25 protein-coding genes are annotated in these 23,586 nt (G+C 67.6%); 15 read left to right on the top strand and 10 right to left on the bottom strand.

Features of this window, described 5'->3' with window-relative positions; genetic code table 11:
* Positions 1-96: 96 nt before the first annotated feature.
* The 3 genes from VGV58_RS26790 to VGV58_RS26800 form a co-directional block, all read right to left on the bottom strand.
* Positions 97-507: a DUF3574 domain-containing protein gene (locus VGV58_RS26790; protein WP_326877112.1), complete on the bottom strand. Its 411-nt coding sequence runs from the start codon at positions 505-507 to the stop codon at positions 97-99.
* A gap of 214 nt (positions 508-721) precedes the next feature.
* Complete coding sequence (locus VGV58_RS26795; RefSeq protein ID WP_326877113.1) at positions 722-1,954, bottom strand: FAD-binding oxidoreductase; 1,233 nt, start codon at positions 1,952-1,954, stop codon at positions 722-724.
* Positions 1,951-2,277, bottom strand: coding sequence for a cupin domain-containing protein (locus VGV58_RS26800; protein WP_326877114.1), 327 nt, complete (start codon positions 2,275-2,277; stop codon positions 1,951-1,953). The genes VGV58_RS26795 and VGV58_RS26800 overlap by 4 nt, the downstream gene beginning before the upstream one ends.
* 118 nt (positions 2,278-2,395) lie before the next feature.
* Between VGV58_RS26800 and VGV58_RS26805 the strand changes: the two genes are divergently transcribed.
* Together VGV58_RS26805 and VGV58_RS26810 are read left to right on the top strand one after the other, a co-directional pair.
* Entirely contained in the window at positions 2,396-3,082 is a 687-nt protein-coding gene (locus VGV58_RS26805) for a GntR family transcriptional regulator (RefSeq protein ID WP_326877115.1), read from the top strand.
* A 129-nt stretch (positions 3,083-3,211) separates the two neighbouring features.
* Complete coding sequence (locus tag VGV58_RS26810) at positions 3,212-3,727, top strand: flavin reductase (RefSeq protein WP_326877116.1); 516 nt, start codon at positions 3,212-3,214, stop codon at positions 3,725-3,727.
* A gap of 67 nt (positions 3,728-3,794) precedes the next feature.
* Here the strand turns inward: VGV58_RS26810 and pcaB are convergent, their stop codons facing one another.
* A complete protein-coding gene (pcaB, locus tag VGV58_RS26815) occupies positions 3,795-5,165 on the bottom strand; it encodes a 3-carboxy-cis,cis-muconate cycloisomerase (protein ID WP_326877117.1) in 1,371 nt (456 codons plus the stop codon).
* A 167-nt stretch (positions 5,166-5,332) separates the two neighbouring features.
* Between pcaB and VGV58_RS26820 the strand changes: the two genes are divergently transcribed.
* Positions 5,333-5,785: an SRPBCC family protein gene (locus tag VGV58_RS26820; RefSeq protein ID WP_326877118.1), complete on the top strand. Its 453-nt coding sequence runs from the start codon at positions 5,333-5,335 to the stop codon at positions 5,783-5,785.
* A 3-nt stretch (positions 5,786-5,788) separates the two neighbouring features.
* On the opposite strand, the gene VGV58_RS26825 is transcribed toward VGV58_RS26820, so the two are convergent.
* Entirely contained in the window at positions 5,789-7,132 is a 1,344-nt protein-coding gene (locus VGV58_RS26825) for a methyl-accepting chemotaxis protein (RefSeq protein ID WP_326877119.1), read from the bottom strand.
* Positions 7,133-7,469: 337 nt separating this feature from the next.
* On the opposite strand from VGV58_RS26825, the gene VGV58_RS26830 reads away from it, so the two are divergent.
* The 3 genes from VGV58_RS26830 (at position 7,470) to VGV58_RS26840 (ending at position 11,266) form a co-directional block, all read left to right on the top strand.
* Positions 7,470-7,970, top strand: coding sequence for a (2Fe-2S)-binding protein (locus tag VGV58_RS26830; protein ID WP_326877120.1), 501 nt, complete (start codon positions 7,470-7,472; stop codon positions 7,968-7,970).
* A 108-nt stretch (positions 7,971-8,078) separates the two neighbouring features.
* The gene (locus tag VGV58_RS26835) at positions 8,079-10,442 is read left to right on the top strand and encodes a xanthine dehydrogenase family protein molybdopterin-binding subunit (protein WP_326877122.1); all 2,364 of its coding nucleotides are present in this window, start codon (positions 8,079-8,081) and stop codon (positions 10,440-10,442) included.
* A 17-nt stretch (positions 10,443-10,459) separates the two neighbouring features.
* Positions 10,460-11,266: an FAD binding domain-containing protein gene (locus tag VGV58_RS26840; protein WP_326877123.1), complete on the top strand. Its 807-nt coding sequence runs from the start codon at positions 10,460-10,462 to the stop codon at positions 11,264-11,266.
* Between the two features lie 128 nt (positions 11,267-11,394).
* On the opposite strand, the gene VGV58_RS26845 is transcribed toward VGV58_RS26840, so the two are convergent.
* Both VGV58_RS26845 and VGV58_RS26850 read right to left on the bottom strand, forming a co-directional pair.
* A complete protein-coding gene (locus VGV58_RS26845; protein WP_326877124.1) occupies positions 11,395-11,751 on the bottom strand; it encodes a nuclear transport factor 2 family protein in 357 nt (118 codons plus the stop codon).
* A gap of 75 nt (positions 11,752-11,826) precedes the next feature.
* On the bottom strand, positions 11,827-12,441 hold the full coding sequence (locus tag VGV58_RS26850) for a trimeric intracellular cation channel family protein (protein WP_326877125.1): 615 nt from the start codon (positions 12,439-12,441) through the stop codon (positions 11,827-11,829).
* Positions 12,442-12,554: 113 nt separating this feature from the next.
* On the opposite strand from VGV58_RS26850, the gene VGV58_RS26855 reads away from it, so the two are divergent.
* The 3 genes from VGV58_RS26855 to VGV58_RS26865 all read left to right on the top strand — a co-directional run bounded on the left by VGV58_RS26855 (position 12,555) and on the right by VGV58_RS26865 (position 15,414).
* Positions 12,555-13,472: an AAA family ATPase gene (locus tag VGV58_RS26855; RefSeq protein ID WP_326877126.1), complete on the top strand. Its 918-nt coding sequence runs from the start codon at positions 12,555-12,557 to the stop codon at positions 13,470-13,472.
* A 118-nt stretch (positions 13,473-13,590) separates the two neighbouring features.
* A complete protein-coding gene (locus VGV58_RS26860; protein WP_326877127.1) occupies positions 13,591-13,965 on the top strand; it encodes a nuclear transport factor 2 family protein in 375 nt (124 codons plus the stop codon).
* Positions 13,966-14,214: 249 nt separating this feature from the next.
* Entirely contained in the window at positions 14,215-15,414 is a 1,200-nt protein-coding gene (locus tag VGV58_RS26865; protein ID WP_326877128.1) for a vWA domain-containing protein, read from the top strand.
* On the opposite strand, the gene VGV58_RS26870 is transcribed toward VGV58_RS26865, so the two are convergent.
* Positions 15,377-16,084: an esterase/lipase family protein gene (locus VGV58_RS26870; RefSeq protein ID WP_414644132.1), complete on the bottom strand. Its 708-nt coding sequence runs from the start codon at positions 16,082-16,084 to the stop codon at positions 15,377-15,379. The genes VGV58_RS26865 and VGV58_RS26870 overlap by 38 nt on opposite strands.
* 158 nt (positions 16,085-16,242) lie before the next feature.
* On the opposite strand from VGV58_RS26870, the gene VGV58_RS26875 reads away from it, so the two are divergent.
* Genes VGV58_RS26875 through VGV58_RS26890 form a run of 4 tightly spaced genes read left to right on the top strand, consistent with a single transcriptional unit; the run spans position 16,243 to position 19,534 of the window.
* Complete coding sequence (locus VGV58_RS26875) at positions 16,243-16,569, top strand: XdhC family protein (protein WP_326877130.1); 327 nt, start codon at positions 16,243-16,245, stop codon at positions 16,567-16,569.
* Between the two features lie 12 nt (positions 16,570-16,581).
* A complete protein-coding gene (locus VGV58_RS26880; protein WP_326877131.1) occupies positions 16,582-17,211 on the top strand; it encodes a LysE family translocator in 630 nt (209 codons plus the stop codon).
* A 3-nt stretch (positions 17,212-17,214) separates the two neighbouring features.
* Positions 17,215-17,907 (top strand): XdhC family protein, encoded by a 693-nt coding sequence (locus VGV58_RS26885; RefSeq protein WP_326877132.1) that lies wholly within the window; start codon positions 17,215-17,217, stop codon positions 17,905-17,907.
* A 13-nt stretch (positions 17,908-17,920) separates the two neighbouring features.
* On the top strand, positions 17,921-19,534 hold the full coding sequence (locus VGV58_RS26890) for a molybdopterin-binding/glycosyltransferase family 2 protein (RefSeq protein ID WP_326877133.1): 1,614 nt from the start codon (positions 17,921-17,923) through the stop codon (positions 19,532-19,534).
* Between the two features lie 4 nt (positions 19,535-19,538).
* On the opposite strand, the gene bcsS is transcribed toward VGV58_RS26890, so the two are convergent.
* Positions 19,539-20,252, bottom strand: coding sequence for a cellulose biosynthesis protein BcsS (bcsS, locus tag VGV58_RS26895; RefSeq protein ID WP_326877134.1), 714 nt, complete (start codon positions 20,250-20,252; stop codon positions 19,539-19,541).
* A 178-nt stretch (positions 20,253-20,430) separates the two neighbouring features.
* Here bcsS and VGV58_RS26900 point away from each other — a divergent pair, with 178 nt between their 5' ends.
* Both VGV58_RS26900 and VGV58_RS26905 read left to right on the top strand, forming a co-directional pair.
* On the top strand, positions 20,431-20,700 hold the full coding sequence (locus VGV58_RS26900; protein WP_152012701.1) for an usg protein: 270 nt from the start codon (positions 20,431-20,433) through the stop codon (positions 20,698-20,700).
* Between the two features lie 81 nt (positions 20,701-20,781).
* A complete protein-coding gene (locus VGV58_RS26905) occupies positions 20,782-21,378 on the top strand; it encodes an exopolysaccharide biosynthesis protein (RefSeq protein ID WP_326877135.1) in 597 nt (198 codons plus the stop codon).
* Positions 21,379-21,388: 10 nt separating this feature from the next.
* Here VGV58_RS26905 and VGV58_RS26910 read toward each other — a convergent pair whose 3' ends face one another.
* A complete protein-coding gene (locus VGV58_RS26910; protein WP_326877136.1) occupies positions 21,389-23,575 on the bottom strand; it encodes a putative bifunctional diguanylate cyclase/phosphodiesterase in 2,187 nt (728 codons plus the stop codon).
* Positions 23,576-23,586 lie beyond the last annotated feature (11 nt).

Below are 23,586 nucleotides of genomic sequence, written 5' to 3' on the forward strand. Positions count from 1 at the left end.
AGCGTCAAGCTAGTTGAGGCAGGCTGGCTACGCCACTGACGTCGCGGAGTTTTTTCGCGACAGGGTTTCCACTTTCCTCGCCTGGGCGATCTAACGTTAGAACGAAGCGCAGGCCGGCTTCAGGATGAGCCCGACCGATTGCTGATTGAAGCGGCGCTTGTACGCTTCGGCGATGGCGGTGAGCTTGTCGCGGTTGCCGGCCTCATCAGGCAAGGCGATGAGGACGAGCTTGCCCGGCTCGCGGATCAGCCTGCCGTGCTCGCGGTCGCGATACTGCCCCGTCGCGTCGAGGATGGTCAGCCCGTCTGGGAAGCGCGGGGTTACGTCTTCATCGATGAAGCGGCGGAAGTCGGTTTCGCTGACACCGACACGGTCGCCGATCTTGCGACCGAAGAGCAGTTCGGCTGACAGCATTGCCTGCTGGCCGGGGGCGCAGGACTGTGGCGCGAGGCTGGCGCAACCGGAGATCATGCCGGCGAGAAGGAGGGCAAAGCCGAGTCGAATCATGATGTTGCCCCTGTCGGTTGAGAGATCGATTCAGTGCTGGATCGATCGTTCATCGTGCTCCGGCAACGTTACAATCAATCCGAACCGTCATTCCGGACAAGCCGCGCCAGCGGCGCAGCTCCGGAATCCATCGAAGGGCCCGAGCTCTACGATGGATTCCGGCACTCCGCTTCGCTGCGGCCGGAATGACGGTGCCGGTTGAACGAGAGGCGTGTCAGAAGCGCTGCGGGCTGAAATGGCCCATGTCGATCGCGGGCGCTCGGCCGGCGATCAGTGCGGCGACGAGACCGGCCGTCGCGGTCGACTGGGTCATGCCGTAATGGCCGTGGCCGAAGGCGTAGACGACATTGGGGTTGCGGCTCGCCTTGCCGATCACCGGCAGCGAATCCGGCAGGGAGGGCCGGAAGCCCATCCAGAGCTTGCCGCTGTCGAAGGCAGGCAAACCGTCCACCAGCTTCGTGGCCTTGTCGTAGAGCGCCCTGGTGCGGGCGTGGTTGGGCGGAGCCTGCAGGCCACCGAACTCGACCGCTCCGCCGATGCGCAGGCCGCTTTCCAGCGGGGTCATGACGAAGCCGTCATCCTTGAAGCCGATCGGGCGGCTGGTCAGCCCGGTCACGCCGGGGAAGCTGACATTGTAGCCGCGCTCGGTGTCGAGCGGGATGGCGTCGCCCATTGCCGCCGCCAGGGGCTTCGACCAGGCGCCGGCCGCGACGACGACGCGATCGACGACGCGCTGCCAGCCATCGGGGCCGATGAGGGCAGGGCGCTCGCCCAGCGAGATGTTGATGACCTCGGCCTTCTCATAGGTGGCGCCGCGCGCCAGCGCCGTTTCGAACAGCGCCATGGTCAGTGCGAGCGGGTCGCTGATATGGGCGCAATCGGGGTGGAAGGCAGCACCGGCGAAGCGATCCCTGAGCGCCGGCTCGAGCTGGCGCAGTTCCTGCGGCTGCAGCATGTCGACGGCGATGCCGGCAGCGCGCTGGCGCTTGGCAAGCTCTTGGAGGCCGGCGGTGTCGCCGGGATTGCGATAGGTGTAGAGCGCGCCGCGGCGATGGATATGGCCGCTGATCCCGGCCTTCTCGGCGCGCGCCAGCCAGGCCGGCAGGGCAAGCTGCTGGATGGCGATGATGCCGGCGATCGAGCGCTCATAGGCGGCGGGACGCGCCGCGAGCAGGAAGCGCGCCAGCCAGGGCAGCAATTGCGGGAGATAGCCGAGGCGGATCGCGAGCGGCCCGAGCGGGTCGAGCAGGAAGCCGGGCACCTTGCGCAGCATGTTCGGGCTGGCGATCGGCAGCACGTCGGTATGTGCGATGATGCCGGCATTGCCGCGCGAAGGGCCGAAGGCCGGCCCCTCCTTGTCGAGGATCAGGACCTCGTGGCCCTCGTCGAGCAGAGCGTGGGCCGTGGCCGTGCCGACGATGCCGGCGCCGATGATCGCGATCTTCATGTCGTCGGCAGGAGCTTGAGGGCCGCCGGCTGCTTCACCTCGATCTCGACGAAGGCGATCGGGTGGGGCGAGCCGTTCATCACATCGTGCTGGATGCCGGCCTGGCGCATATAGGCCTGGCCTTCCGCAAGCGGCACGTCGGTCTCCTTGGCACCGTCATGGATGCGCAAGGTTCCGGCGACCAGCATGATCACGAAATAGGGCCAGCCATGGCTATGCCAGCCGGTGACCGCGCCGGGTTCGAAGTCCCAGCGCGTGATCCTGACGGTGTCGTCGTCCTGCTGGAGCGTGGCGACGGCGGGGATCGTGCAGGTGAACGCCATGTCGCCTCCATGCGCGGATTCTTAACCGCCGATCGGCCGGCTTGCCTGTCTTGCGGTCTTGTTGAAAGTCCTGATATATCAATGCTATCCGAAGCGTCAAGCATCGCAGGTGCCGTTCATGACCGAGGATGCCCGCGTTCCCGGTGAGGATTCCGTCGGCGCCCGCGCCTCCGCCAGCCTGTCCGACCTGGCCTATCGCCGCCTCGAGGAGGCGATCGTGACCCTGTCGCTGCGGCCGGGCGCAGTGCTGACCGAGGCGCAGATGATCGAGCTCGTCGGCGTCGGCCGCACGCCGGTGCGGGAGGCGCTGATCCGGCTGGCTCAACAGGGGCTGGTCGAGATCCTGCCGCGCAAAGGCGTCGCCGTCACTGCCATCGATGCGATCGACGTGATGGCGGCGCTCGACGCGCGCGAGGTGCTGGAGCGCCTGATCGCGGCCGAGGCGGCCAGGCGCGCCGGTCCGGCTGAGCGCAGCGCCATCCTGGCCAAGGCCCGGGCGATGCGCGAGGCGGCGCAGGCGGACGACGTCAACGCCTATATGCGCCTCGACAAGGAGCTCGATACGCTGGTCGCGGCGGCGGCGCGCAGCCCCTATGCCAGCCGGGCCGTCGAGCCGCTGCAGGCGCTGATCCGCCGAGCCTGGTACTTCTTCGACCGGCAGGTCGATCTGGTGCCGGCCGCCCAGCACCATGTGATCCTTGCCCAGGCGCTGGTTGCGGGCGAGCCGGGGGCGGCGGCCGAGGCGAGCGATGCGTTGATGGGGCACCTGCGTGCCGGGCTGCTCGCGGCCCTCAGGCGCGACTGAGCGAGCCGTGCCGCCGTGATATATCTTAACCTTGCTGCAGAATCGCCGGGAATGTCGACAATTGATGCAACTGGCCTTTTACCCCTGCGCGCTTAGATAAAAGGCAGTAACCTCGCGCAGAGTTGGGCGATGAACAGCATGGTCGATGCCGCCTTACGCGCCGCGCTTCCCGATGCGCACGCTTTTCGCGAGGCGATGGCGCAGGTGGCGAGCGCCACTCATATCGTGACGACCCTGGGGCCGGCAGGCCGTTCGGGGCTGACGGCGACTGCCGTCAGCTCGGTCTCGGTTTCGCCCCCGACCGTGCTCGTCTGCATCGAGGCCGCCAGCCGGACGCTGGCGGCGATCGAGGAGAGCGGCATCTTCTGCGTGAACACGCTGGCGGCTGCCGATCACGAACTCGCCACGGTGTTCTCGGGCCGGCGCGGCCTGACGGGCGAGGAGCGCTTTGCCATGGGCGAATGGGGCGAGCTTTCGACCGGGGCGCCCGTGCTGGCGAGCGCGCTCGCCAGCTTCGATTGCCGGGTGGCGGCCGTTCATCGCGTCACCACCCATCGCATCCTGATCGGCCAGGTGGTCGCGATCGGCGGCGGCGGCTCCGGCCCGGGGCTGGTTTACCGCCATCGCCGTTTCGGCGGGTTCTGAAGCAGGCCTCCCCGGACTTTGGCTGCAGGCTTAGCCGCGCCGCCACGCCCCCGATCCGGCCGCGCGTTCAGCCATTGCCGCCCATATATTCCCGCTCCTCCTCGTAGAGCACGAGGATGCGGTCGATGATCGCGTCGGTCGCGCCGCGATAGGTCGTCGGGTCGAACAGGTCGTCGAGATCCTCGGAGGTGAGCTTTCCGGCGAGCTTCGGATGCTCGGCCAGGACCTCCCTGAGATGGCGGCCGCTGGCGAGGCAGTCGCGGCTGGCCTCCTCGAGCAGGTGATGGGCCTCGCCGCGGCCGATCGTCTGCGCCAGCGCCAGCGAGACGCGCTCGGCCATGACGAGGCCGTTGGTGAGGTCGAGATTGTATTGCATCTGCTCCGGGAAGACCTGGAGCCCCTCGACCAGGGCGACCGCATGGTCGAGCGCGCCGCCAGCGATCAGGAAGAGCTCGCGCAGCGTCGGCCATTCGCCATGCCAGCCGCCCATGGCGCGCTCATGCTCCTGCGGCATGGCTGCGAGCATGGTCGCGACCAGCCCCGGCGCACGCTTGGCCGCGGTCAGGATCAGCGTGCACAGCACCGGGTTGCGCTTGTGCGGCATGGCGGAGGAACCGCCCTTGCCCGGCGCCTCGGGCTCGGCCAGTTCGCCGATCTCGGTCTGCGCCATCAGGGCGATGTCACCGGCCATCTTGCCGAGATGGCCGAGCAGCAGGCCGAGCTCGGTCGCGATCCGGGCCGGGCGCCGGCGCTGCGTGTGCCAGGGCACGCGCACGGCGCCGATCGAAGGCATGATGCGGGCGAAGGCTTCCGAGACCGCATCGGCCTTGTCGCCGAGCGAGGCGAGGCTGCCGGCGGCGCCGCCGAGCTGATGCGCCGATTCCCCCCAGATCATGAAGTCGTCGTGGAAGGAGACGATCGGGCTCAGCCAGTTGGCGGCCTTGAGCCCGAAGGAGATCGGGACAGCATGCTGGAGGAAGGTGCGGCCGATCATCGGGGTGCGGCGATGATCGCGGGCGAGGGCCGCGAGCGCATGGGCGAGATTGGCGGAGCGGGTGAGGATAAGCTCCTGCGCGGCCCGGTACTGCTGGGCCTGGCCGGAATCGATCACGTCCTGGCTGGTTGCGCCGTAATGCACCCATTTGGCCGCTTCGGCATCGGCCGCGGCGACGCGGGCCGTCAGCGCCTTGACCAGCGGGATCGCCGGATTGCCGGCGAGCGTCGCAGCCTTGCCGATTGCGGCGATGTCGTAGAATTCGGCCTTGCACTGTGCGGCGATCGCCTCGGCTGCCGCAGCGGGGATGATGCCGGTCTCCGCTTCCGCCCGGGCGAGGGCGGCTTCGAAGTCGAGCATGCCCTGCAGCGCGGCGCGATCGTCGAGGACGGCCGCCATCTCGCGGTCGGCGAAGAGCTCGCCATAGAGGCCGCCTTCAGCCATGTCGCGGCACGCCCTGGTGCGGAGCGGTCGTTGCAACCCACATCCCAGCTTCGTCCTCTTGTGCGCACCGGTCATTTCCGGCCATGGATTAAGGGAACTTGGATAGACCCGAGGCGGGCCGGGCTGCAACATGTCAGTGGCCTCGGAGAACGGTGAGGAACGACGCCATGGCGATGACGATGAACGGCGAGGCGACGCTGCCCGCAGCCAAGCAGGTGGTCTGGGAAAAGCTCAACGACGCCGAGGTGCTGAAGGCCTGCATCCCCGGCTGCGAGCAGCTCAACAAGGATGACGACACGCATTTCTCGGCGGTGGTGAAGATCAAGCTCGGCCCGGTGAAGGCGACCTTCAAGGGCAAGGTCGAATTGCAGGACCTCGACCCGCCGAACGGCTATCGCATCGTCGGCGAGGGCGAGGGCGGTATCGCCGGCTTCGCCAAGGGCGGCGCCAAGGTCACGCTCGAAGATGCCGAAGGCGGGCAGACCCTGCTGCGCTACGAGGTCGACGCGCAGGTCGGCGGCAAGCTGATGCAGCTCGGCTCGCGCCTGATCGATTCGGTCTCGAAGAAGCTGGCCGACGAGTTCTTCGCCAATTTCGCCAAGGCGGTCAGCGAGGGCTGACGCTCACGAGGCGCGCCGCAGTGCGGCGAGCGCCTCACTGACCGTCGCTTCCGCCGCGCCGACCTGGAGGGCAATGTCGGCGGCGGCGGTGTTGGCACGCTCCAGTGCCTTCTCGGTCTTGCCGAGGCTGTCGTTGACGCGGGTTGCGCTGCCGATCGCTTCGTCCGAGCCGTGCGCAACCTCGGCGGCGTGCCGGGCGATGCCGCCGGTGACGCTGCTCTGCTGTGCGACCGCGTCCGAGATCGCTTCCGAATCCGACTTGATCTCGCCGATGGTCGCGCCGATCGAGGCGGCACGGACGCCGCAGGCTTCGGCGCTGGCCGAGAGTTCGGCGATCTGGGCGGCGATCTCCTGCGTCGCCGAAGCGGTCTGTGTCGCCAGCGACTTCACCTCGGCCGCGACCACGGCGAAACCCCGGCCGGACTCGCCGGCGCGGGCCGCCTCGATGGTGGCGTTGAGGGCGAGGAGATTGGTCTGTGCGGCAATGTCGGCGATCATGCCGACCACGGTGCCGATGCTGCTGGTGACGTGGCGCAGCCGGGCGATCGCCTCGTCCATCGCCTCGGCATCGGCGACGGCACGGTTGGCGATCTCAAGGCTCTGGCGGGCGCGCTGGCCGATCTCGGCGATGTTCGCCGACATTTCCTCGGTCGCAGCCGCAGTCTGCATCGCCTTCTCGCGGACGAGTAGCGAGGTCTGGGCGACCGAGCCGACCTGGTCCTTGATGAAGCTGCTGGCCGCCGAGGTCTCGCCGGCGGTTTCGACGAAGAGATCGACCGCCTTGCTGATCGCGCCGTCGAGTTGGCCGATGCGCGAGGTCAGCGTCGCGGCGACCTCGTCGAGCGCGACGCCGCGACGGCGGGCTTCCGTCGCCTCGAATTCGCGGTCGAGCGACATGGCGGTGTTGACGTCATAGGTCAGCACCCGCTCGATGATGAAGAGATCGTGCGGGATGTCGCGCCGCGAGAAGACGAGGCGCGTGCGGCTGTCCTCCAGGATCATTCGGAACAGGGTGAAGGCGATCGAGGCGCGGGCGCGGGCGCCGACCTGACCGTGCCGTTCGAGCAAGGTGAGCCGTTCGAGCGAGTCGCAGTAACTCTGGTCGAAATCGCCTTCGAACAGCAGGCGGAAATGGGCGGCTTCTGCGGCGAAAAGCTCGACTGCAACCGGCTCGACCGCCGGTTTCAGCATCGGGTGGATCGAGAATGCACGGTCGAAATCCTGGGCGACCAGCTCGACGATGACTCGATCGACGAGGGCGCGATAGCGGCGCAGGCGCCGGCGCTGGCGTTCGTCGAAGCCGATCGCCGTCAGGCGGCGCTGGACGTGTTCGAGGATCGTGGCCAACCGCGCCATCCGTGAGCGCGACGATCGGAGATCGTCATTTCAGCCGACGAGGTTGCATGGGCGTAGTTAAGATTCGGCAAAGGGGTCGGGTGCGCTGGTTGTGCGCTGCGAGGCTCTCCTCCGGCGCCGCTCGCCAAAACCATGCAAAAACATCGCCAAACAGGGCCGCTTTCGGAATGGCTGCCCGCTTGACCGCGGAAAATCCCGGGTCCACACTGCTTTTTGAAGTTGTTCCAAGGAAATTCTCCGCTGGCTCCGTGACGGGCTGGCGCATGGATCGTGCTGCCTTCGAGATGTCGTCGGCCGTACAGAAAACAGGCTTTCGGAGGAGTGCCCCATGGCCAATCTGTCCATGACGGTGAACGGCAAGTCCGTCACCGCGAATGTCGATCCGCGCACCCTCCTGGTGCAGTTCCTCAGAGAAAATCTCCGGCTGACCGGAACGCATGTCGGCTGCGACACCAGCCAATGCGGCGCCTGCGTCGTGCATCTCGACGGCAAGGCGGTGAAATCCTGCACCACGCTGGCGCTGGCCTGCGAAGGCGCTTCGGTGACGACGATCGAGGGGCTGGCCAATGGCGGGGCGCTGCATCCGATGCAGGAGGCGTTCCGCGAGCATCACGGCCTGCAATGCGGCTTCTGCACGCCGGGGATGATCATGTCGGCGGTCGATATCGTGAACCGGCGCGGCAACCACCTCGACGAGAAGACGATCCGCGAGGACCTCGAAGGCAATATCTGCCGCTGCACCGGCTACCACAACATCGTCAAGGCGATCGCAGCCGGCGCCGAGGCGATGGGCGCGGGTGCCAAGCCGGCCCGGCAGGCCGCCGAATAGCGCGTTCCCGAGGCTGCGCGGCTGATGCCGGCGCTGCCCTTTTTTCCGATGTGATCCCCGAAACATGCTGATAGCGCCCGCCAAGAGGCGCCACGCCAGGAGGAATCCATGTCCGCCACCGGAATCGGCGCTCCCGTCCGCCGCAAGGAAGACCATCGCTTCATCACCGGCCAGGGCCGTTATACCGACGACATCAACCGGCCGGGCCAGGCCCATGCCTATTTCCTGCGCTCGCCGCATGCCCATGCCACGCTGAAGAAAATCGATACGAAAGCCGCCGCGGCGATGCCGGGCGTGCTGGGGATCTTCACCGGCGACGACCTCGCTGCCGACAAGGTCGGCGGGCTGATCTGCGGCTGGATGATCCACAACAAGGACGGCTCGCCGATGAGGGCCGGTCCGCACCCGGCGCTGGCGCAGGGCAAGGTCCGCTATGTCGGCGACCATGTCGCGGTGGTGGTGGCCGAGACGCTGGCGCAGGCGCGCGACGCGGCCGAGGCGATCGCCGTCGATTACGGCGTGCTGCCGGCAGTGGTCGACACGGCGGGCGCTGCGAAATCGAAGACGCAGATCCATGCCGAGGCGCCGGACAATACGGTGTTCAACTGGCATCTCGGCGACAAGGCTGCGACCGATGCGGCCTTCAAGGCGGCCAAGCACGTCACCAAGCTCGACATCGTCAACAACCGGCTGGTGCCGAATCCGATGGAGCCGCGCGCCGCGGTCGGCGATTACGATCAGGGCGAGGGCGCCTTCACGCTCTACACCACCAGCCAGAACCCGCACGTGGCGCGCCTCGTGCTCTCGGCCTTCATCGGCATCGCGCCGGAGAACAAGCTGCGCGTGATCGCCCCCGATGTCGGCGGCGGCTTCGGCTCGAAGATCTTCATCTATGCCGAGGAGACGGTCTGCGTCTGGGTGGCGAAGAAGGTCGGCCGTCCCGTGAAATGGACCTCGGACCGCACCGAGGCCTTCCTCTCCGATGCGCATGGCCGCGACCACGTCACCCATGCCGAGCTCGCCATGGACGGCGAGGGCAAGATGCTGGCGATGCGGGTGCATACCACCGCCAACCTTGGCGCCTATCTCTCGACCTTCTCGTCGTCGGTGCCGACCTATCTGTATGCGCCGCTGCTCTCGGGCCAGTACGACATCCCGGCGATCTATTGCGAGGTCGATGCGGTCTACACCAACACGGCTCCCGTCGATGCCTATCGCGGTGCGGGGCGTCCGGAAGCGACCTTCGTGGTCGAGCGGCTGGTCGAGGTCGCGGCGCGCGAGCTCGGCAAGGACCCCGCCAAGTTCCGCACGCAGAACTTCGTCAGGAAGTTCCCGCACCAGACGCCGGTCATCATGATGTACGACACCGGCAATTACAGCGCCTCGCTGAAGAAGGCGCTGGAGACGATTGATTACAAAGGCTTTCCGAAGCGCCGCCGTGACTCAGGCCGTGCCGGCAAGCTGCGCGGCATCGGCTTCTCCGCCTATATCGAGGCCTGCGGCATCGCCCCGTCCGCTGCGGTCGGCTCGCTCGGCGCCGGCGTCGGCCTGTGGGAATCGGCCGAGGTGCGGGTCAATCCGATCGGCACGATCGAGGTGCTGACCGGCTCGCACAGCCATGGCCAGGGCCATGAGACCACCTTCGCCCAGCTCGTCTCCGACCGGCTCGGCGTGCCGCTGGAGAACGTCTCGATCGTCCATGGCGACACCGACAAGGTGCAGATGGGCATGGGCACCTATGGCTCGCGCTCGGGCGCGGTCGGCATGTCTGCGATCTTCAAGGCGATCGACAAGGTGATCGCCAAGGGCAAGAAGGTCGCGGCCTATGTGCTGGAGGCCGACGAGGCCGATATCGACTTCAAGGACGGCAACTTCACAGTGAAGGGTACCGACCGGAAGCTCGATTTCGGCTCCTGCGCGCTGCAGGCCTATGTCGCCCACAAGTTCAATGGCCAGGATCTGGAGCCGGGGCTGAAGGAGGGGGCGTTCTACGACCCGACCAACTTCACCTTCCCGGCCGGCGTTCATGTCTGCGAGCTCGAGATCGATCCGGACACCGGCGTGACCCGGATCGAGCGCTGGGCCGCGGTCGACGATTTCGGCAACGTCATCAATCCGATGATCGTCGAGGGCCAGGTCCATGGCGGCATCGCCCAGGGCGTCGGCCAGGCGCTGCTGGAAGGCGCCCGCTACAATGCCGACGGCCAGCTCGTGACCGCGAGCTTCATGGACTACTGCATGCCGCGCGCCGACGATTTGCCGTCCTTCGAGGTCGGCATGACGGTGACGCCGTGCCCGTCGAACCCGCTCGGGATCAAGGGCTGCGGCGAGGCCGGCGCCATCGCCGCGCCCCCCGCGGTCATCAACGCCATCACCGACGCGCTCGGCCATGAGGACATCGCCATGCCGGCGACGCCGCAGGCCGTCTGGCGCGCCGCGCAGAAAACGCTCAGCCGCATGGCTGCCGAGTGATCTGAAAGGACGAGACGATGTACGCCTTCACCTATCACCGCCCGGCGACCGCGCGTCAGGCCGCCAGCCTCCTCGCCAAGAAGGAGGACGCCAAGCTGCTCGCCGGCGGCCACACCTTGCTGCCGACGATGAAGCAGCGCCTGGCTTCGCCCGGCGCGCTGGTCGACCTCTCCTCATGCGCCGACCTCAAGGGCATCGCCCGCAAGGGCCGCAATCTCGTGATCGGCGCGATGACGACCCATGCCGAAGTCGCGTCCTCGCCCGATGTGCAGGAGGCGATCCCGGCGCTGGCCTATCTCGCCAGCCATATCGGCGATCCGCATGTGCGCCATCGCGGTACGATCGGCGGCTCGGTGGCCAATAACGACCCGGCGGCAGACTATCCGGCGGCGCTGCTGGCGCTCGGCGCGACGGTGGTGACCAACAAGCGCAAGCTGCCGGCGGAGGAGTTCTTCAGCGGCCTCTACGAGACGGCGCTCGACGAGGGCGAGATCATCGTCAAGGTCTCGTTCCCGGTCGCCTCCAAGGCGGGCTACGCCAAGTTCCGCAACCCGGCCTCGCGCTATGCGCTGGTCGGCGTCTTCGTCGCCAAGCGCGGCGGCGAGATCGCCGTCGCGGTGACCGGGGCGGGCGAGGGCGGCGTCTTCCGCTGGCCGGAGGCGGAGGCGGCGCTGAAGGCGCGCTTCGCGGGCAAATCGCTGGATGGTCTCAAGCACACCGCCAAGGGCATCAATGGCGATATCCACGCCGATGCCGAATACCGCGCCCATCTGATCGGCGTGATGGCCGGGCAGGCCGTGGCGCAGGCGACGGGGAAGGCTTGAGGGCAGCAGCGCGTCATGCTCGGGCTTGACCCGAGCATCTCAGGTCCGAGAGGGCGCCAGCCGGCGCCTTCTCGTCACGAGCTTCCCGGGTCTGCGCTTCGCTTCGCCCGGGAATGAGGCAAGAAGCGTCAATAAAAGAACCGCTCCTCGGCGATCTTGCCATCCTTCACGGTGTAGAGCCCGATTTCGTGCATCTTGCGGCGCTCGCCGCTCTCCTTGACGGTGACGTCGAAGTAGAAGTGCACGGCGAACTGGTCACCGTTGAGATAGGGGCCTGCGGTGGTGAATTCGTGGACCTCGTGATTGTTGGTCCACCATTCGCCCTTGCCCTTCACTGCCTGCTTGCCGTGACACTGCGCCATCGGCCCCGGCATGTTCTCGTAGCTGGCGATGTCTTCGGCGTTGTAGGCGCGTGCGGCGTCCTCGTGCTTGCCTTCCTTGAGCAGGGCGACGAAATCCGCGGCGAGTTCGGCTGTGCTGGTCATGGCTTGTCCTCCGCCCGCAATCTGGCGGAGCCTGCGACCAGAACCCGGCAGCAGGGTGACGTCTGTTCTAGCCGCTCAGTGCAGATCGCGCGTGTAGACGAATTTCGGCATGCTCCAGTTGAAGCGCAGCGCCAGCAGGCGCAGCATCAGCCCGACGGTCATGGCGAGCACCGTGACAAAGTCATGCGGCAGCTCGACACCGAGCCCGGCGACGTAGACGAGCCCTGTCACCACCGAGACCGTCGCGTAGAGCTCGCTGCGGAAGAGCAGGGGAATGTCGGCGCAGAGCATGTCGCGCAGCACGCCGCCGACGCAGCCGGTGATCAGCCCGGCCGCGATCACGATGATGAAGGGCTGCTGCATCTCCAGCGCGACATTGCAGCCGATCACGGTGAACAGCACGAGGCCGATCGCATCGAGCAGCAGGAAGATCTTGCGCAGCCTGTGCATGAAGCGGGCGAGGCCGATGGTGACGAGCGCCGCGCCGGCGGTGATCAGCAGGTAATGCGGATGCTTGACCCAGCTCAGCGGATAATGGCCGAGCAGCATGTCGCGCACCGAGCCGCCGCCGAGCGCCGTGATGCAGCCGAGCATGCAGACGCCGACCCAGTCCATGCTCCGGCGGCCGGCCGCCAATGCAGCCGACATGGCTTCGACGACGATCGCGACGATGTACAATACCGTGAGCACGCCGAAATCTCCGCTCGCTATCGCTTCGGCCTGTTAGGGACTAAGGAAAGCAACAGGTCAAACCGGCCTTGTGGGGCTGGCGCCGCTGCGACATCTGCCAAGACCGGGACCGCATGACCACTGCCTCACTGCCGACCTCCATCGACGCCACGCTGTCCCTGCTGCAATCAGAGGGCTATGTCTCCGACCGGGCGCTGGCGACCGTGCTCTTCCTGGCGCTCAGGATGAAGCGGCCACTGCTGCTCGAAGGCGAGGCGGGCACCGGCAAGACCGAGATCGCCAAGGTGCTGTCCGCCGCGCTCGGGCGCCGGCTGATCCGCCTGCAATGCTATGAGGGGCTCGACCTCGCCTCCGCCGTCTACGAGTGGAACTATGCCGGCCAGATGATGGCGATCCGCCTCGCCGAGGCCGGCGGCGTCGCGGGGGATCGCGCGCAGCTGGAGAGCGACCTGTTCTCCGAGCGCTATCTGGTCAAGCGCCCGCTGCTGCAGGCGCTGGAGCCGCAGGAGGGCGGCGCACCGATCCTGCTGATCGACGAACTCGACCGCACAGATGAGGCCTTCGAGGCCTTCCTGCTCGAAGTGCTGGCCGATGCGCAGGTGACGATCCCCGAACTCGGCACGATCAAGGCCGCCGAGCCGCCGATCGTGATCCTGACCTCGAACCGCACCCGCGAGATCCATGACGCACTGAAGCGCCGCTGCCTCTATCACTGGGTCGGCTATCCCGACGCCGCCCGCGAGCTCGCCATCCTGAAGGCGAAGACGCCCGCTGCGCCGGCCAAGCTGGCCAAGCAGGTCGTCTCCTTCGTGCAGGCGATCCGCAAGGAGGAATTGTTCAAGGCGCCGGGCGTCGCCGAGACTCTGGACTGGGCGAGCGCGCTGGTCGAGCTCGACGCGGTCGCGCTCGACCCGGGAATAGTCTCCGACACGCTGGGCGCGCTGCTGAAGTACCAGGACGATATCCAGGCGATGCAGGGCTCGAAGGTCGGCGAATTGCTCGACCAGGCCAAGCAGGCGGCGCGGGGGTGAGCTTTCGCCGTCATTCTCGGGCGAAGCGAAGCGCAGTCCCGAGAATCTCAGGACAAGAAGACACTGGTTTCCGAGATGGTCGGCTCAAGGCCGACCATGACGCTCAGCGGGAGGCATCATGAACGACGACATCAAGGCGATCGAGGCCGCGACCTGGACCTATCTCGACGGGCTCTACGAGGGCAATGTCGACAAGCTCGCCGCGGTCTTCCATTCCACCAGCGCGCTGACGCAATCGCTCGACGGCGAGCTCAAGGTCGTGCCGCGCGAGCAGTGGTTCGAGGCGGTACGGGGCCGCAAGTCGCCGAAGGAGACCGGGCTGGAGCGCGGCGACCACATCCTCGCGATCGACCTGGTCGGGCCATCCATGGCGCTGGTCAAGGTCAAGTGCCAGATGCCGCCGCGCTATTTCACCGATCTGCTCTCGTTCCTGAAAGTCGACGGCAAATGGGTCGTGGCCCAGAAGGTGTTCATGACCGAGACGGTGGCGTGACCTTGGTCACGCCCAGGATGAAGGGTGCGGGGAACCCCTCTCCCGGATGGGAGAGGGGCAGGGGTGAGGGCCCGCCGCTGGTTGTTGGGGCAAGGCGGCTGCCGCTGTACCTTCTGCGGCAAGGGCAGGCCCTCATCCGGCGCTCCGCGCCACCTTCTCCCATCCGGGAGAAGGAAGGGGGCGTCGCGAACTTCATCGGCGGCGCAAGACGTGGATGCTCGCCACAAGGGCAAGCATGACGGAAGAGGCATGACCGGCAAGCTCCCCGAGAACATCGCCTACTTCGCCCGTGCTTTGCGCGGTGCTGGCCTGCGCGTCGGGCCGGGCGCCGTGGTCGAGGCGGTCGAGGCGCTGGCCGATGGTGCGCTTGGGCAGCGCGACGACGTCTATTGGGCGCTGCATGCGATCTTCGTGAAAAAGCACGAGGACACGGCGGTCTACGACCAGGCCTTCCGGCTGTTCTGGCGCCGGCGCGGGCTGATCGAGAAGCTGATGGCGCAGATGTCGCCGGTGACGCCGCGGGTCGACAGCGCGCCGCAGAAGCCGGAAGCGGGGGCGCTACGCGTTGCCGAGGCCTTCACGCCGCCGCCACGCGAGGAGGAGCCGCCAGTCGAGCTAACCGAGCTTTCGGCGAGACTCACCGTCTCCGAGCGCGAGACGCTGAAATCGCGCGATTTCGCCCAGATGAGCGCGGCGGAGATCGCCAAAGCGCGCCAGCTGATCGCAGAACTCAGGCTACCGAACGACGCCGTACCGACGCGGCGCTTTCAGGCAGCCCATGTCGGGGCGCGGATCGATCCGCGCCGCACTTTCCGCCGCTCGCTCAGGGGTGGCGGCGCCTCGATCGATCTGGCCTTCCGCGAGCGGGCCGAAGTCCATCCGCCTGTCGTCGCGCTCGTCGACATCTCCGGCTCGATGGCGGAGTATTCGCGCATCTTCCTGCATTTCCTGCACGCGATCACCGAGCAGCGGCGGCGCGTGCATTCCTTCGTCTTCGGCACGCGCCTGACCAATGTCACGCGCATGCTCCGCGCCCGCGATCCCGACGAGGCGCTGGCGCTCGCCGGTAAGGCGGCGCCGGACTGGGAGGGCGGCACGCGCATCGCCTCGGCACTGCACGCCTTCAACCGGGTCTGGTCGCGCCGGGTGCTGGCGGGCGGGGCGGTGGTGCTGCTCTTCACCGACGGGCTGGAGCGGCATCTCGGTCCCGATCTCTCCTTCGAGATGGACCGCCTGCATCGCTCCTGCCGGCAATTGACCTGGCTCAACCCGCTCCTGCGCTACGACGCCTTCGAGGCGCGGGCCAGCGGCATCCGGACGATGCTGCCGCATGTCGACCAGTTCCGGCCGATCCACAATCTCGCGGCGATGGCCGATCTCTGTGCCGCGCTGTCATCCGACGCACGGCAGATCACCGATCCGCGCCAGTGGTTGAAGAAGGCGGGATAGCGGCCGAAGCTTCGGTCGGGTCGACGCATCCCTTGTCGAAGCGACCATGCTCGAGGAAGTGCAGCGCCTGCCGGACAGCCTCGCGATTGCGCATGATCAGCGGGTGAGTGGCGTGCAGGGTGAGGTGATCGCTCATGCCAGCGACCTGCGTGCGCGCCACTGAGACGCGGCCGTCATTTGGGCGCGGAAGGAGCAGCGACGACAGCGGATAGAGCGAACGATCGCCGGCGATGACGCCAAGCGGGTAGTCGACCTCGCCGAGCAACTGCCGCAGGCCATCCTGTCTCGTCGTCGTCAGCTCCGCGCCGGCTGGGCCGAAGAAGGCGCGGTAGAGTGGATTGCGGTGCAAGAGGTCGGCGATCTCGCTGCCTTCGTTCGGCGGCGCCAGCATCACGACATGGCCGAGCACCTGCGGGCGGTGTTGCGCGATATAGGCGCGTGCGACCAGCCCGCCCATCGAGTGGGTGACGAAATGGAGTCTGCCTTCCAGGCCATCTGCGAAGCGGGCGATCGGTTGATACAGCCCCGCTGCGATCTGCTGCAGATCGGCCCGGCGGGCAGGATAGTCGAGGTTCAGCGTCGCATAGCCAGCCGAACGGAGACCATGTTCGAGGCCGGCGAGCGAGCGCGCGTGTCGCGCGATGCCATGCAGGAGAACGACACCATCCATGACCCGTGAGATAGCGAAGCCCGCCGCTCCGGTCGAGAAATCATACGCTCTGCCATGCTCCGGATGCTCACAATGTGCGGCAGCCATGCTTAAGTAGGCAGGGCTTTTGGACGACGCCTGCATATGATGCTCGCCGCCCGCATCAGGAACTGGCCATCATGATCAGCACCGATACCGACATCCTCGCCGCCGCCGAGGCCTGGGCCAAGGCCGGGCGCGGCGTTGCGCTTGCCACCGTGGTCGAGACCTGGGGCTCGGCCCCGCGCCCGGTCGGCTCGCATCTCGTCATCGACGGGCAGGGCAATTTTCTCGGCTCTGTCTCGGGCGGCTGCGTCGAGGGCGCGGTGGTCGCCGAGGCTGGCGATGTGATCGCCGACGGCAAGCCGCGCACGCTGGAGTTCGGCGTCGCCGACGAGACGGCCTGGCAGGTCGGCCTGTCCTGCGGTGGCCGGATCAAGGTCTATGTCGAGCCGGTCAAAGCTTAAGGGAGCCTATCGATGCCCTCCTGGGAAACGCTCCTCGCCTTCGCGACGGTGACGCTGGTCATCGCCTATTTCCCCGGCCCGGCGCTGCTCTATACGGCGGCGCAGACCATCGCCCATGGCCGCAAGGCCGGGCTGATGGCGATGCTCGGCATCCATCTCGGCTGCTATGTCCATGTCGTCGCCGCGGCCTTCGGCCTGTCGGCGGTGTTCAAGCACGTGCCTGAGCTCTACGTCGCGGTGAAGATCGTCGGCGCGCTCTATCTGGTCTGGCTCGGCATCGGCATGATCCGCTCCAAGCTCGGCGGAGAGGTCCAGGCCGTGGCGCCCGCCAAGACCGTTCGGCGCGCGCTGATCGATTCCTTCATCGTCGAGGTGTTGAACCCGAAAGTCGCGCTGTTCTTCATCGCGCTACTGCCGCAGTTCGTTGATCCCGCGGCGGCGCTGCCGGTCTGGGCGCAGTTCCTGATCCTCGGCACCATCGTCAATTTCGCCTTCTCCTCGGCCGATTTGATCACCGTCCTCGCAGCCAGCCTGGTGATGAAGACGATGAAGGCGAGCCGGGCCGGCTTCGCTTTCGGGCGCTGGCTCGGCGGCTCACTGATGATCGGGCTCGGCCTCAAGCTCGCCACCGACAAGGGCTGACTCGTGGATCTTCAGCTTCTTTCCGCACTCAACATCGAGCGCGCCGCCCGGCGCGCGACCGTGCTGGTAACCGATCTCGGGTTAGGGGAGCAGCGCCTGGTCAAGGAGGTCGACCTTGCCGGCGATCCGTTGGCTGAGGCACTCGACAAGCAGTTGCGCAGCGGCAAGAGCGGCAATGTCGAGGTCGACGGCAAGGCCTATTTCCTGACCGTGCAGGCGCCGCCGCCGCGCATCGTCGTCACCGGCGCGGTCCATATCTCGCAGGCGCTGGCGCCGATGGCCAAGCTCCTCGATCTCGATATCGTGGTCATCGACCCGCGCACCGCCTTCGCCACGCAGGAGCGCTTCCCGGAGGTGACCCTGCTGGCGGAGTGGCCGGAAGAAGCGCTGCAGAAGGTGCCGTTCGATGGCTACACCGCCTTCGTCGCGCTGACGCATGATCCGAAGATCGACGATCCCGCCTTGCAGGCGGCGCTGCGCTCGACCTGCTTCTATGTCGGCGCACTCGGCAGCCGGAAGACGCATGGCAAGCGGCTGGAGCGGCTTGCCGCGGCCGGCTTCGGCGAGGCCGATGTGCAGCGCATTCATGCTCCGATCGGGCTCGACATCGGCGCGGTTTCCCCGGCCGAGATCGCGCTCGCCATCCTCGGAGAGATCGTGCAGGCCCTGCGAGGCCCGCGCCGCAAGCCTGTTTGAGAGACTATGCCTGATGAAGTTCGGTCCCATTCCCATCGCTGAAGCCGCCGGTGCGGTTGCGGCCCATACGGTCCGCGCCGGAGAGGCGATCGTGCGCAAGGGCGCGACGATCGGCGAGGACGACGTGCGCAAGCTCGCCGCCGCCGGCCTGAGCGAGATCGTCGCGGTGCAGCTCGAGCCCGGTGACATCGATGAGAACGCCGCCGCCGAGCAATTGGCGCGGGCGCTTGCCGGCCGGGCGGTGGTGACCGAGGCGCCGTTCACCGGCCGGGTCAACCTGTTCGCCGCGGCGCCGGGCATCCTGCAGATCGATACGGGCGTGATCGATGCGCTGAACGCCGTCGACGAGGCGATCACGGTCGCGACCCTGCCGGCGCTGAAGCCGGTCGTCGCGGGCGAGATGGTCGGCACGGTCAAGATCATCCCCTATGCCGTGCCGGAGAAGCGCATCGCCGAGGCGCTCGAACGGCTCGGCGCCGACAAGCCGATCGCGATCGCCGAATACAGGCTGAAATCGGTGGCAGTGGTCTCAACGCTGCTGCCCGGCCTGAAGACCAGCGTGGTCGACAAGACCTTGCGCACCATGGCCGAGCGGCTAGAGCCGGCCAGCGCCGCGATCGAGCGCGATGCCCGGGTCGCGCATGAAAGCCCGCCATTGGCGAAGGCGATCCGCGAGGCGGTTGCCGGGCCGGCCGAGCTCGTCGTCGTCTTCGGTGCCTCCGCCATCACCGACCGGCGCGATGTGGTGCCGAAAGCGCTGGTCGAAGCCGGTGGGACGGTCGAGCATCTCGGCATGCCGGTCGATCCCGGCAATCTGCTGATGCTGGGTACGCTCGACGGCAAGCCGGTGATCGGCGCGCCGGGCTGTGCCCGCTCGCCGAAGGAGAACGGTTTCGATTGGGTGCTGCAGCGCAGCCTCGCCGGCGTGCCGGTGACGCGCGCCGAGATCCAGAAGATGGGTGTCGGCGGGCTGCTGATGGAGATCGTCTCGCGGCCGCAGCCGCGTGCGCCGGGCCATGGCGAGGCCGCGCCCGTGGCCGGGATCGTGCTGGCAGCCGGTCGCTCGACCCGGATGGGTGCCGGCAACAAGCTGCTGCAGGAGGTGCGCGGCAAGCCGCTGGTGCGCCACGCCGTCGAGGCGCAGATCGCCTCGCGCGCCGCGCCGGTCATCGTCGTCACCGGTCATCAGCAGGACGAGGTCCGCGCCGCGCTCGCGGGGCTCGACGTGACCATCGTGCATAATCCGGCCTTCACTGAGGGGCTCGCCGGCTCGCTCAGGGCTGGGCTCGCGGCGCTGCCGAGGGAGGTGCCCGGTGTGGTCGTCTCGCTCGGCGACATGCCGAACGTCACCGCCGGCGTGATCGACCGGCTGGCGCAGGCCTTCGCCGACCGGCCGGATGCGCTCGCGGTCGCGCCGACCCTGCTCGGCCAGCGCGGCAATCCGGTGCTGCTGGCGCGAAAACTCTTTCCGGAGGTCGCCAAGCTTGATGGCGATCAGGGCGCGCGCCGTCTGCTCGACGCGGCAGGCGACGCGGTCGAGGAGATCGCGCTCGACGATCCCGCCATCGCCCTCGACATCGATACGCCGGAGGCGCTGCGGGCGTTGACGGGGCAGGGGCCGCGCTGAGGGCTCACCGCTTCCAGAGCAGTCCGAGCGTGACATAGGCGCCGGCCTTCTCGTCGCGCGTCTTCTGGACGCCGCCGGCCAGGCGCCAGTCGAGGCCGAACAGGTGCAGGCCGGTGAGATGCAGGCCGAGCCGCAGCTTGTGATAATCGCGCTCGCGATAGCCTTCGATCTCGGGGCCCAGATAGAGTTCGTGGATCAGTCGCCAGCCTCCGGCGAGACGCCCCCAATAGCGACCACGATCGGAAGGGATCGCGTAGGCATTGGCCTGCAGCAGCCAGTTCTCGGCCAGTTTCGACCAGAGATCGGCCTGCAGGCGCAGCATGCCGCGCTGTTCGAAGCTGCGTTCGCTGCGGTTCTCGCTATGGCGGGCTTCGATCTCGGGGCCGGCCGAGAGCGACAGGAAGGTATCGTCGATCCGCCATTCATAGCCGAGCAGCGCGTTGAACTCGGTCTTGTAGAGGCGCCCCTGCGTCGGCTTGCGCTGGGCCGGCTCGACGCTCTCGCCCCATTTCAGGCCGAGGCGGAAGCCGCTGGCATCGAGCCCGCCGCTGTTGCCGAACGCCCATTTCAGTCCCACCGAGCCATAGGTCTTGCTGGCATCGGCTTCGAGCGAGCCGAAAATCGCCAGCGAGAGCGGGCTGCGCTCCATGAGGGCAGGGTCGGCCCTGGCGAGCGCTGGCGCGAGCGCTATCGCCGCGCCGATGGCGCGCGCGAGCATGCCCGAACGCTTCGCGACCCCCCACGCCACGCCAACGCCCCTTCCGTCCCGTTGGACGGCTCCCCACATGTCATGAGTGTGGCAGTTGGAGAAATTCCCGCAAGTGTTTGTTAACCATCGCGGCGCAGCCTGAAGGCAGCCGGCTCATCGTCTTCCTGGATCAAGGAGCGTATCGGTCATGGTCTCGCAGGATTTCCTCCGCCAACTGGCTGGTTACGGGCTGACGACCGCCAGGATCCTCTACCGCATGCCCGACCATCCCGACTTCCTGCAGGCTTACGTCTGGCAGGAATACGACCTCGCCCCGCGCTTTCCGGAGCTGCACAAATTCCTCGATTTCTGGCGGCGCGAGCTCGACGGACCGCTGCATTCGATCACCGTGGCGCATTCGCACCTCATCCGCCCGGCCGAGATCGTCAATGTGAACGGCGTGCTGACCTTGCACTGACGGGCATGCAGCCGGTGGGGTTGTTGGTCCGCTGCGGGGCATGCTAGGCCGCAGGCCCTGCTCATCGCCTGGCGAGCCTGCTTGTCCTCCCCCTTGCGCACCTCCGGACTGCTGATCGCGCTCGCCCATCTGCCGGGCCCGCGCGTCGCCGTCCGCGACATCGTCGCGGCGCTGCGTGACCGGGCCTATGCGCTGCTCGTCGTGCTGCTCGGCTTGCCGAACTGCCTGCCGATGCCGCCGCCGATTCCGTTGGTCTGCGGCCTCGTCCTCGCCTTCGTCGCTGCGCAGATGCTGATGGCCCGGGCGACGCCCTGGCTGCCGCACAGGCTGCTCGACCGCAGCATCGCCCAGGCGGACCTTGCCCGCGCCGTCGAACGTGCCTTGCCACCGCTGATCCGGCTCGAGCGCTTCTCGAAGCCGCGGCTGACCATGCTGGGCGGTCCCTATGCGCTGCCGGTTCTCGGCGCAGTGCTGCTGTTCCTGGCACTCGGGCTGATCGTGGCCGCGCCCTTCATCGGCCAGATCCCGCTTGGGCTCGCGGTCTGTCTGGTCGGGCTCGGCCTGGTCGAGCGCGACGGCGTGCTGATCATTGCCGGGGCCGTGGTCGGCGCCGTCGGCCTCGTTTTGTCGGCCGGGTTCGCCTATGCGCTGGTGAGTTGGCTGGCGAGCTTCTTCTGAGTTCTGCCGATCAGGCGGCGAGCGCCTGCTCGAACGGCCGGTCGAGTGTCAGCAGGCGGTCGATCTCCTCGGACGGCACGCCCTTGGAGAACAGGAAGCCCTGCAGTTCGTGACAGCCGATAGCCTGCAGGAAACGGTGCTGCTCGGCCGTTTCGACACCCTCGGCGCAGACGCGCAGGCCAAGAGCCCGGCCGAGATGCACGACCGAATGGACGAGGATCGCCGATTCACCGGTCGCTTCCATGTATTCGAGGAAGGAGCGGTCGATCTTGATCTTGTCGAAGGCGAAGCGACGCAGATAGATCAGGCTCGAATAGCCGGTGCCGAAATCGTCGAGCGCCAGGCTGACGCCATGGGCGCGCAGGTCCATCATCGCGGCCTCGGCCGCATCGGCATCCTCGACCACGACGCCCTCGGTCAATTCCAGCTCGAGCCGCTCGGGGTCGAAGCCGGTCTCGTCGAGGACGCGGATCACGCTCGCGACGAAATCCTTGTGGCGGAACTGGATCGGCGAGACGTTGACCGCGAGCTTGATCCCCGGCCATTGCCGGGCCTGCTCGCAGGCGCGGCGCAGCACCCATTCGCTCAGCGGCACGATCAGGCCGCGCTCCTCGGCGATGCCGATGAACTCGGACGGAGGGATCATCCCGTGCTCGGGATGCGGCCAGCGCACCAGCGCCTCGACGCCGACGATGCTGGCGCCGTCGATCGAGACCTGCGGCTGGTAGTGCAGCAGCAGCTGGTCGCGGGCGATGGCGTTGCGCAGGTCCTCCTCGACCATGCGCTTGAGATGCAGCGCCCGGTTCATCTGCGGCTCGAAGAAGGAATAGCGGTTCCGGCCTTCGTTCTTGGCCTGGTAGAGCGCGGTGTCGGCCAGGCGCAGCAGCGTGCTGCGGTCGGCGCCATCGCGGGGCGCGTGGGCGATGCCGATCGAGCAGCCGATGCTGACGGCGACGCCGCCGATCTCGAAAGGCTCGGTCAGCGCGTCGAGGATGCGCTGACCGAGCGTGGCGCTGGCGTTGGGCGCTTCCATATGGGTCTGGATGATGCCGAACTCGTCGCCGCCAAGGCGAGCCACCGTGTCGCCTAGCCGCAGGGCGGTGGTCAGGCGCTTCGCGACCTGGCGGATCAGCTCGTCGCCGGCATTGTGGCCGTAGGTGTCGTTGACGGCTTTGAAGCGGTCGAGGTCGAGCAGCAGCACGGCGAGCCCGCTCTTGGTCCGGCCGAGCTGTGCGATCTCCTGGTCGAGCCGGAGGTCGAAGGTGCGGCGGTTGGGCAGGCCGGAGAGTTCGTCCTGGCCGGCGAGGCGATCGATTTGGCTCTCGCGCGCGGAGATCTGCTCGGCGGCACTCCGCAGGCGATGGAGGACATAGGCGAACAGGGCGACGAAGAGGGCGCTGACTGCTCCGAGCGCCCAGGCGAACTGGCTGATCATCGCATCGCCGGGGCGTTCCGGCGTCCAGCTCAGCCAGGCGCTCACCGTGCCGTCGGGCGAGGGGATGTCGCGCCGGTTCAGCGGATTGGCGGGGCGTTCGGTTGCGATTTCCAGCCGGGGCAGGCGATAGCGCAGCGCGAGCTCGTCGAGCTGGGTCTGCGTCACCTTGCGATAGCCGACGATCAAGGCGGCGGCCTCGGGAGACATCGAACGGGGCGCCGGCTCGCTCTTGCGCAGGTCGGCGGCCATGACGCCGATGGTGTCGGAACCGTTCTGGAGCAGCATGGCGGTGACCGGACCGTCGCCGAGGCCGCGCGGCTCCGCCGGCGCCGCGCCGCCGGGCAGGTCGGGCTTGAGGCGGGCGAGGGCGTCGTAACCGGCTTGCGTTGCGGTTTCGCCGCGCTCGATGCCGGCGAGGACGTGGCCGGAAGCGGTGACGAGATAGGTGCCGTCGAAATCGAGGAAGCGATTGCTGACCTGGGCAAAGGCCCATTGCAAGGTGACGCTGGGCAGGGAGCTGTTGAGCATCGGCTGCAACACGCCGGCGGCCTGCAGATTCTCGAAGCGCAGCCGGCGCAGATGCGCCTGCGTCGTCAATGCTGTCTCGACGCGGTCGCGCTGGCGGGTCGCTTCGAGCTGGTTGGTGTCGCTCACCATCGCCGACATCACGCCGAGTACCGCCGCCAGGACGAGCGCGAACGCGCCAGCCAGTGTCGCCAGCGTGCGTGTCAGCATGCGTGCCGATGATTCGGTGTTCGTCATCTTAACGTTAG

Source organism: Allobosea sp., assembly GCF_035944895.1.
Classification (GTDB): domain Bacteria; phylum Pseudomonadota; class Alphaproteobacteria; order Rhizobiales; family Beijerinckiaceae; genus Allobosea.

Coding starts and splice junctions, on each gene's coding strand:
- VGV58_RS26790 (WP_326877112.1), bottom strand. CDS start 507: ATGATTCGACTCGGCTTTGCCCTCCTTCTCGCCGGCATGATCTCCGGT.
- VGV58_RS26795 (WP_326877113.1), bottom strand. CDS start 1,954: ATGAAGATCGCGATCATCGGCGCCGGCATCGTCGGCACGGCCACGGCC.
- VGV58_RS26800 (WP_326877114.1), bottom strand. CDS start 2,277: ATGGCGTTCACCTGCACGATCCCCGCCGTCGCCACGCTCCAGCAGGAC.
- VGV58_RS26805 (WP_326877115.1), top strand. CDS start 2,396: ATGACCGAGGATGCCCGCGTTCCCGGTGAGGATTCCGTCGGCGCCCGC.
- VGV58_RS26810 (WP_326877116.1), top strand. CDS start 3,212: ATGAACAGCATGGTCGATGCCGCCTTACGCGCCGCGCTTCCCGATGCG.
- pcaB (WP_326877117.1), bottom strand. CDS start 5,165: ATGGCTGAAGGCGGCCTCTATGGCGAGCTCTTCGCCGACCGCGAGATG.
- VGV58_RS26820 (WP_326877118.1), top strand. CDS start 5,333: ATGGCGATGACGATGAACGGCGAGGCGACGCTGCCCGCAGCCAAGCAG.
- VGV58_RS26830 (WP_326877120.1), top strand. CDS start 7,470: ATGGCCAATCTGTCCATGACGGTGAACGGCAAGTCCGTCACCGCGAAT.
- VGV58_RS26835 (WP_326877122.1), top strand. CDS start 8,079: ATGTCCGCCACCGGAATCGGCGCTCCCGTCCGCCGCAAGGAAGACCAT.
- VGV58_RS26840 (WP_326877123.1), top strand. CDS start 10,460: ATGTACGCCTTCACCTATCACCGCCCGGCGACCGCGCGTCAGGCCGCC.
- VGV58_RS26845 (WP_326877124.1), bottom strand. CDS start 11,751: ATGACCAGCACAGCCGAACTCGCCGCGGATTTCGTCGCCCTGCTCAAG.
- VGV58_RS26855 (WP_326877126.1), top strand. CDS start 12,555: ATGACCACTGCCTCACTGCCGACCTCCATCGACGCCACGCTGTCCCTG.
- VGV58_RS26860 (WP_326877127.1), top strand. CDS start 13,591: ATGAACGACGACATCAAGGCGATCGAGGCCGCGACCTGGACCTATCTC.
- VGV58_RS26865 (WP_326877128.1), top strand. CDS start 14,215: ATGACCGGCAAGCTCCCCGAGAACATCGCCTACTTCGCCCGTGCTTTG.
- VGV58_RS26870 (WP_414644132.1), bottom strand. CDS start 16,084: ATGGATGGTGTCGTTCTCCTGCATGGCATCGCGCGACACGCGCGCTCG.
- VGV58_RS26875 (WP_326877130.1), top strand. CDS start 16,243: ATGATCAGCACCGATACCGACATCCTCGCCGCCGCCGAGGCCTGGGCC.
- VGV58_RS26880 (WP_326877131.1), top strand. CDS start 16,582: ATGCCCTCCTGGGAAACGCTCCTCGCCTTCGCGACGGTGACGCTGGTC.
- VGV58_RS26890 (WP_326877133.1), top strand. CDS start 17,921: ATGAAGTTCGGTCCCATTCCCATCGCTGAAGCCGCCGGTGCGGTTGCG.
- bcsS (WP_326877134.1), bottom strand. CDS start 20,252: ATGCTCGCGCGCGCCATCGGCGCGGCGATAGCGCTCGCGCCAGCGCTC.
- VGV58_RS26900 (WP_152012701.1), top strand. CDS start 20,431: ATGGTCTCGCAGGATTTCCTCCGCCAACTGGCTGGTTACGGGCTGACG.
- VGV58_RS26910 (WP_326877136.1), bottom strand. CDS start 23,575: ATGACGAACACCGAATCATCGGCACGCATGCTGACACGCACGCTGGCG.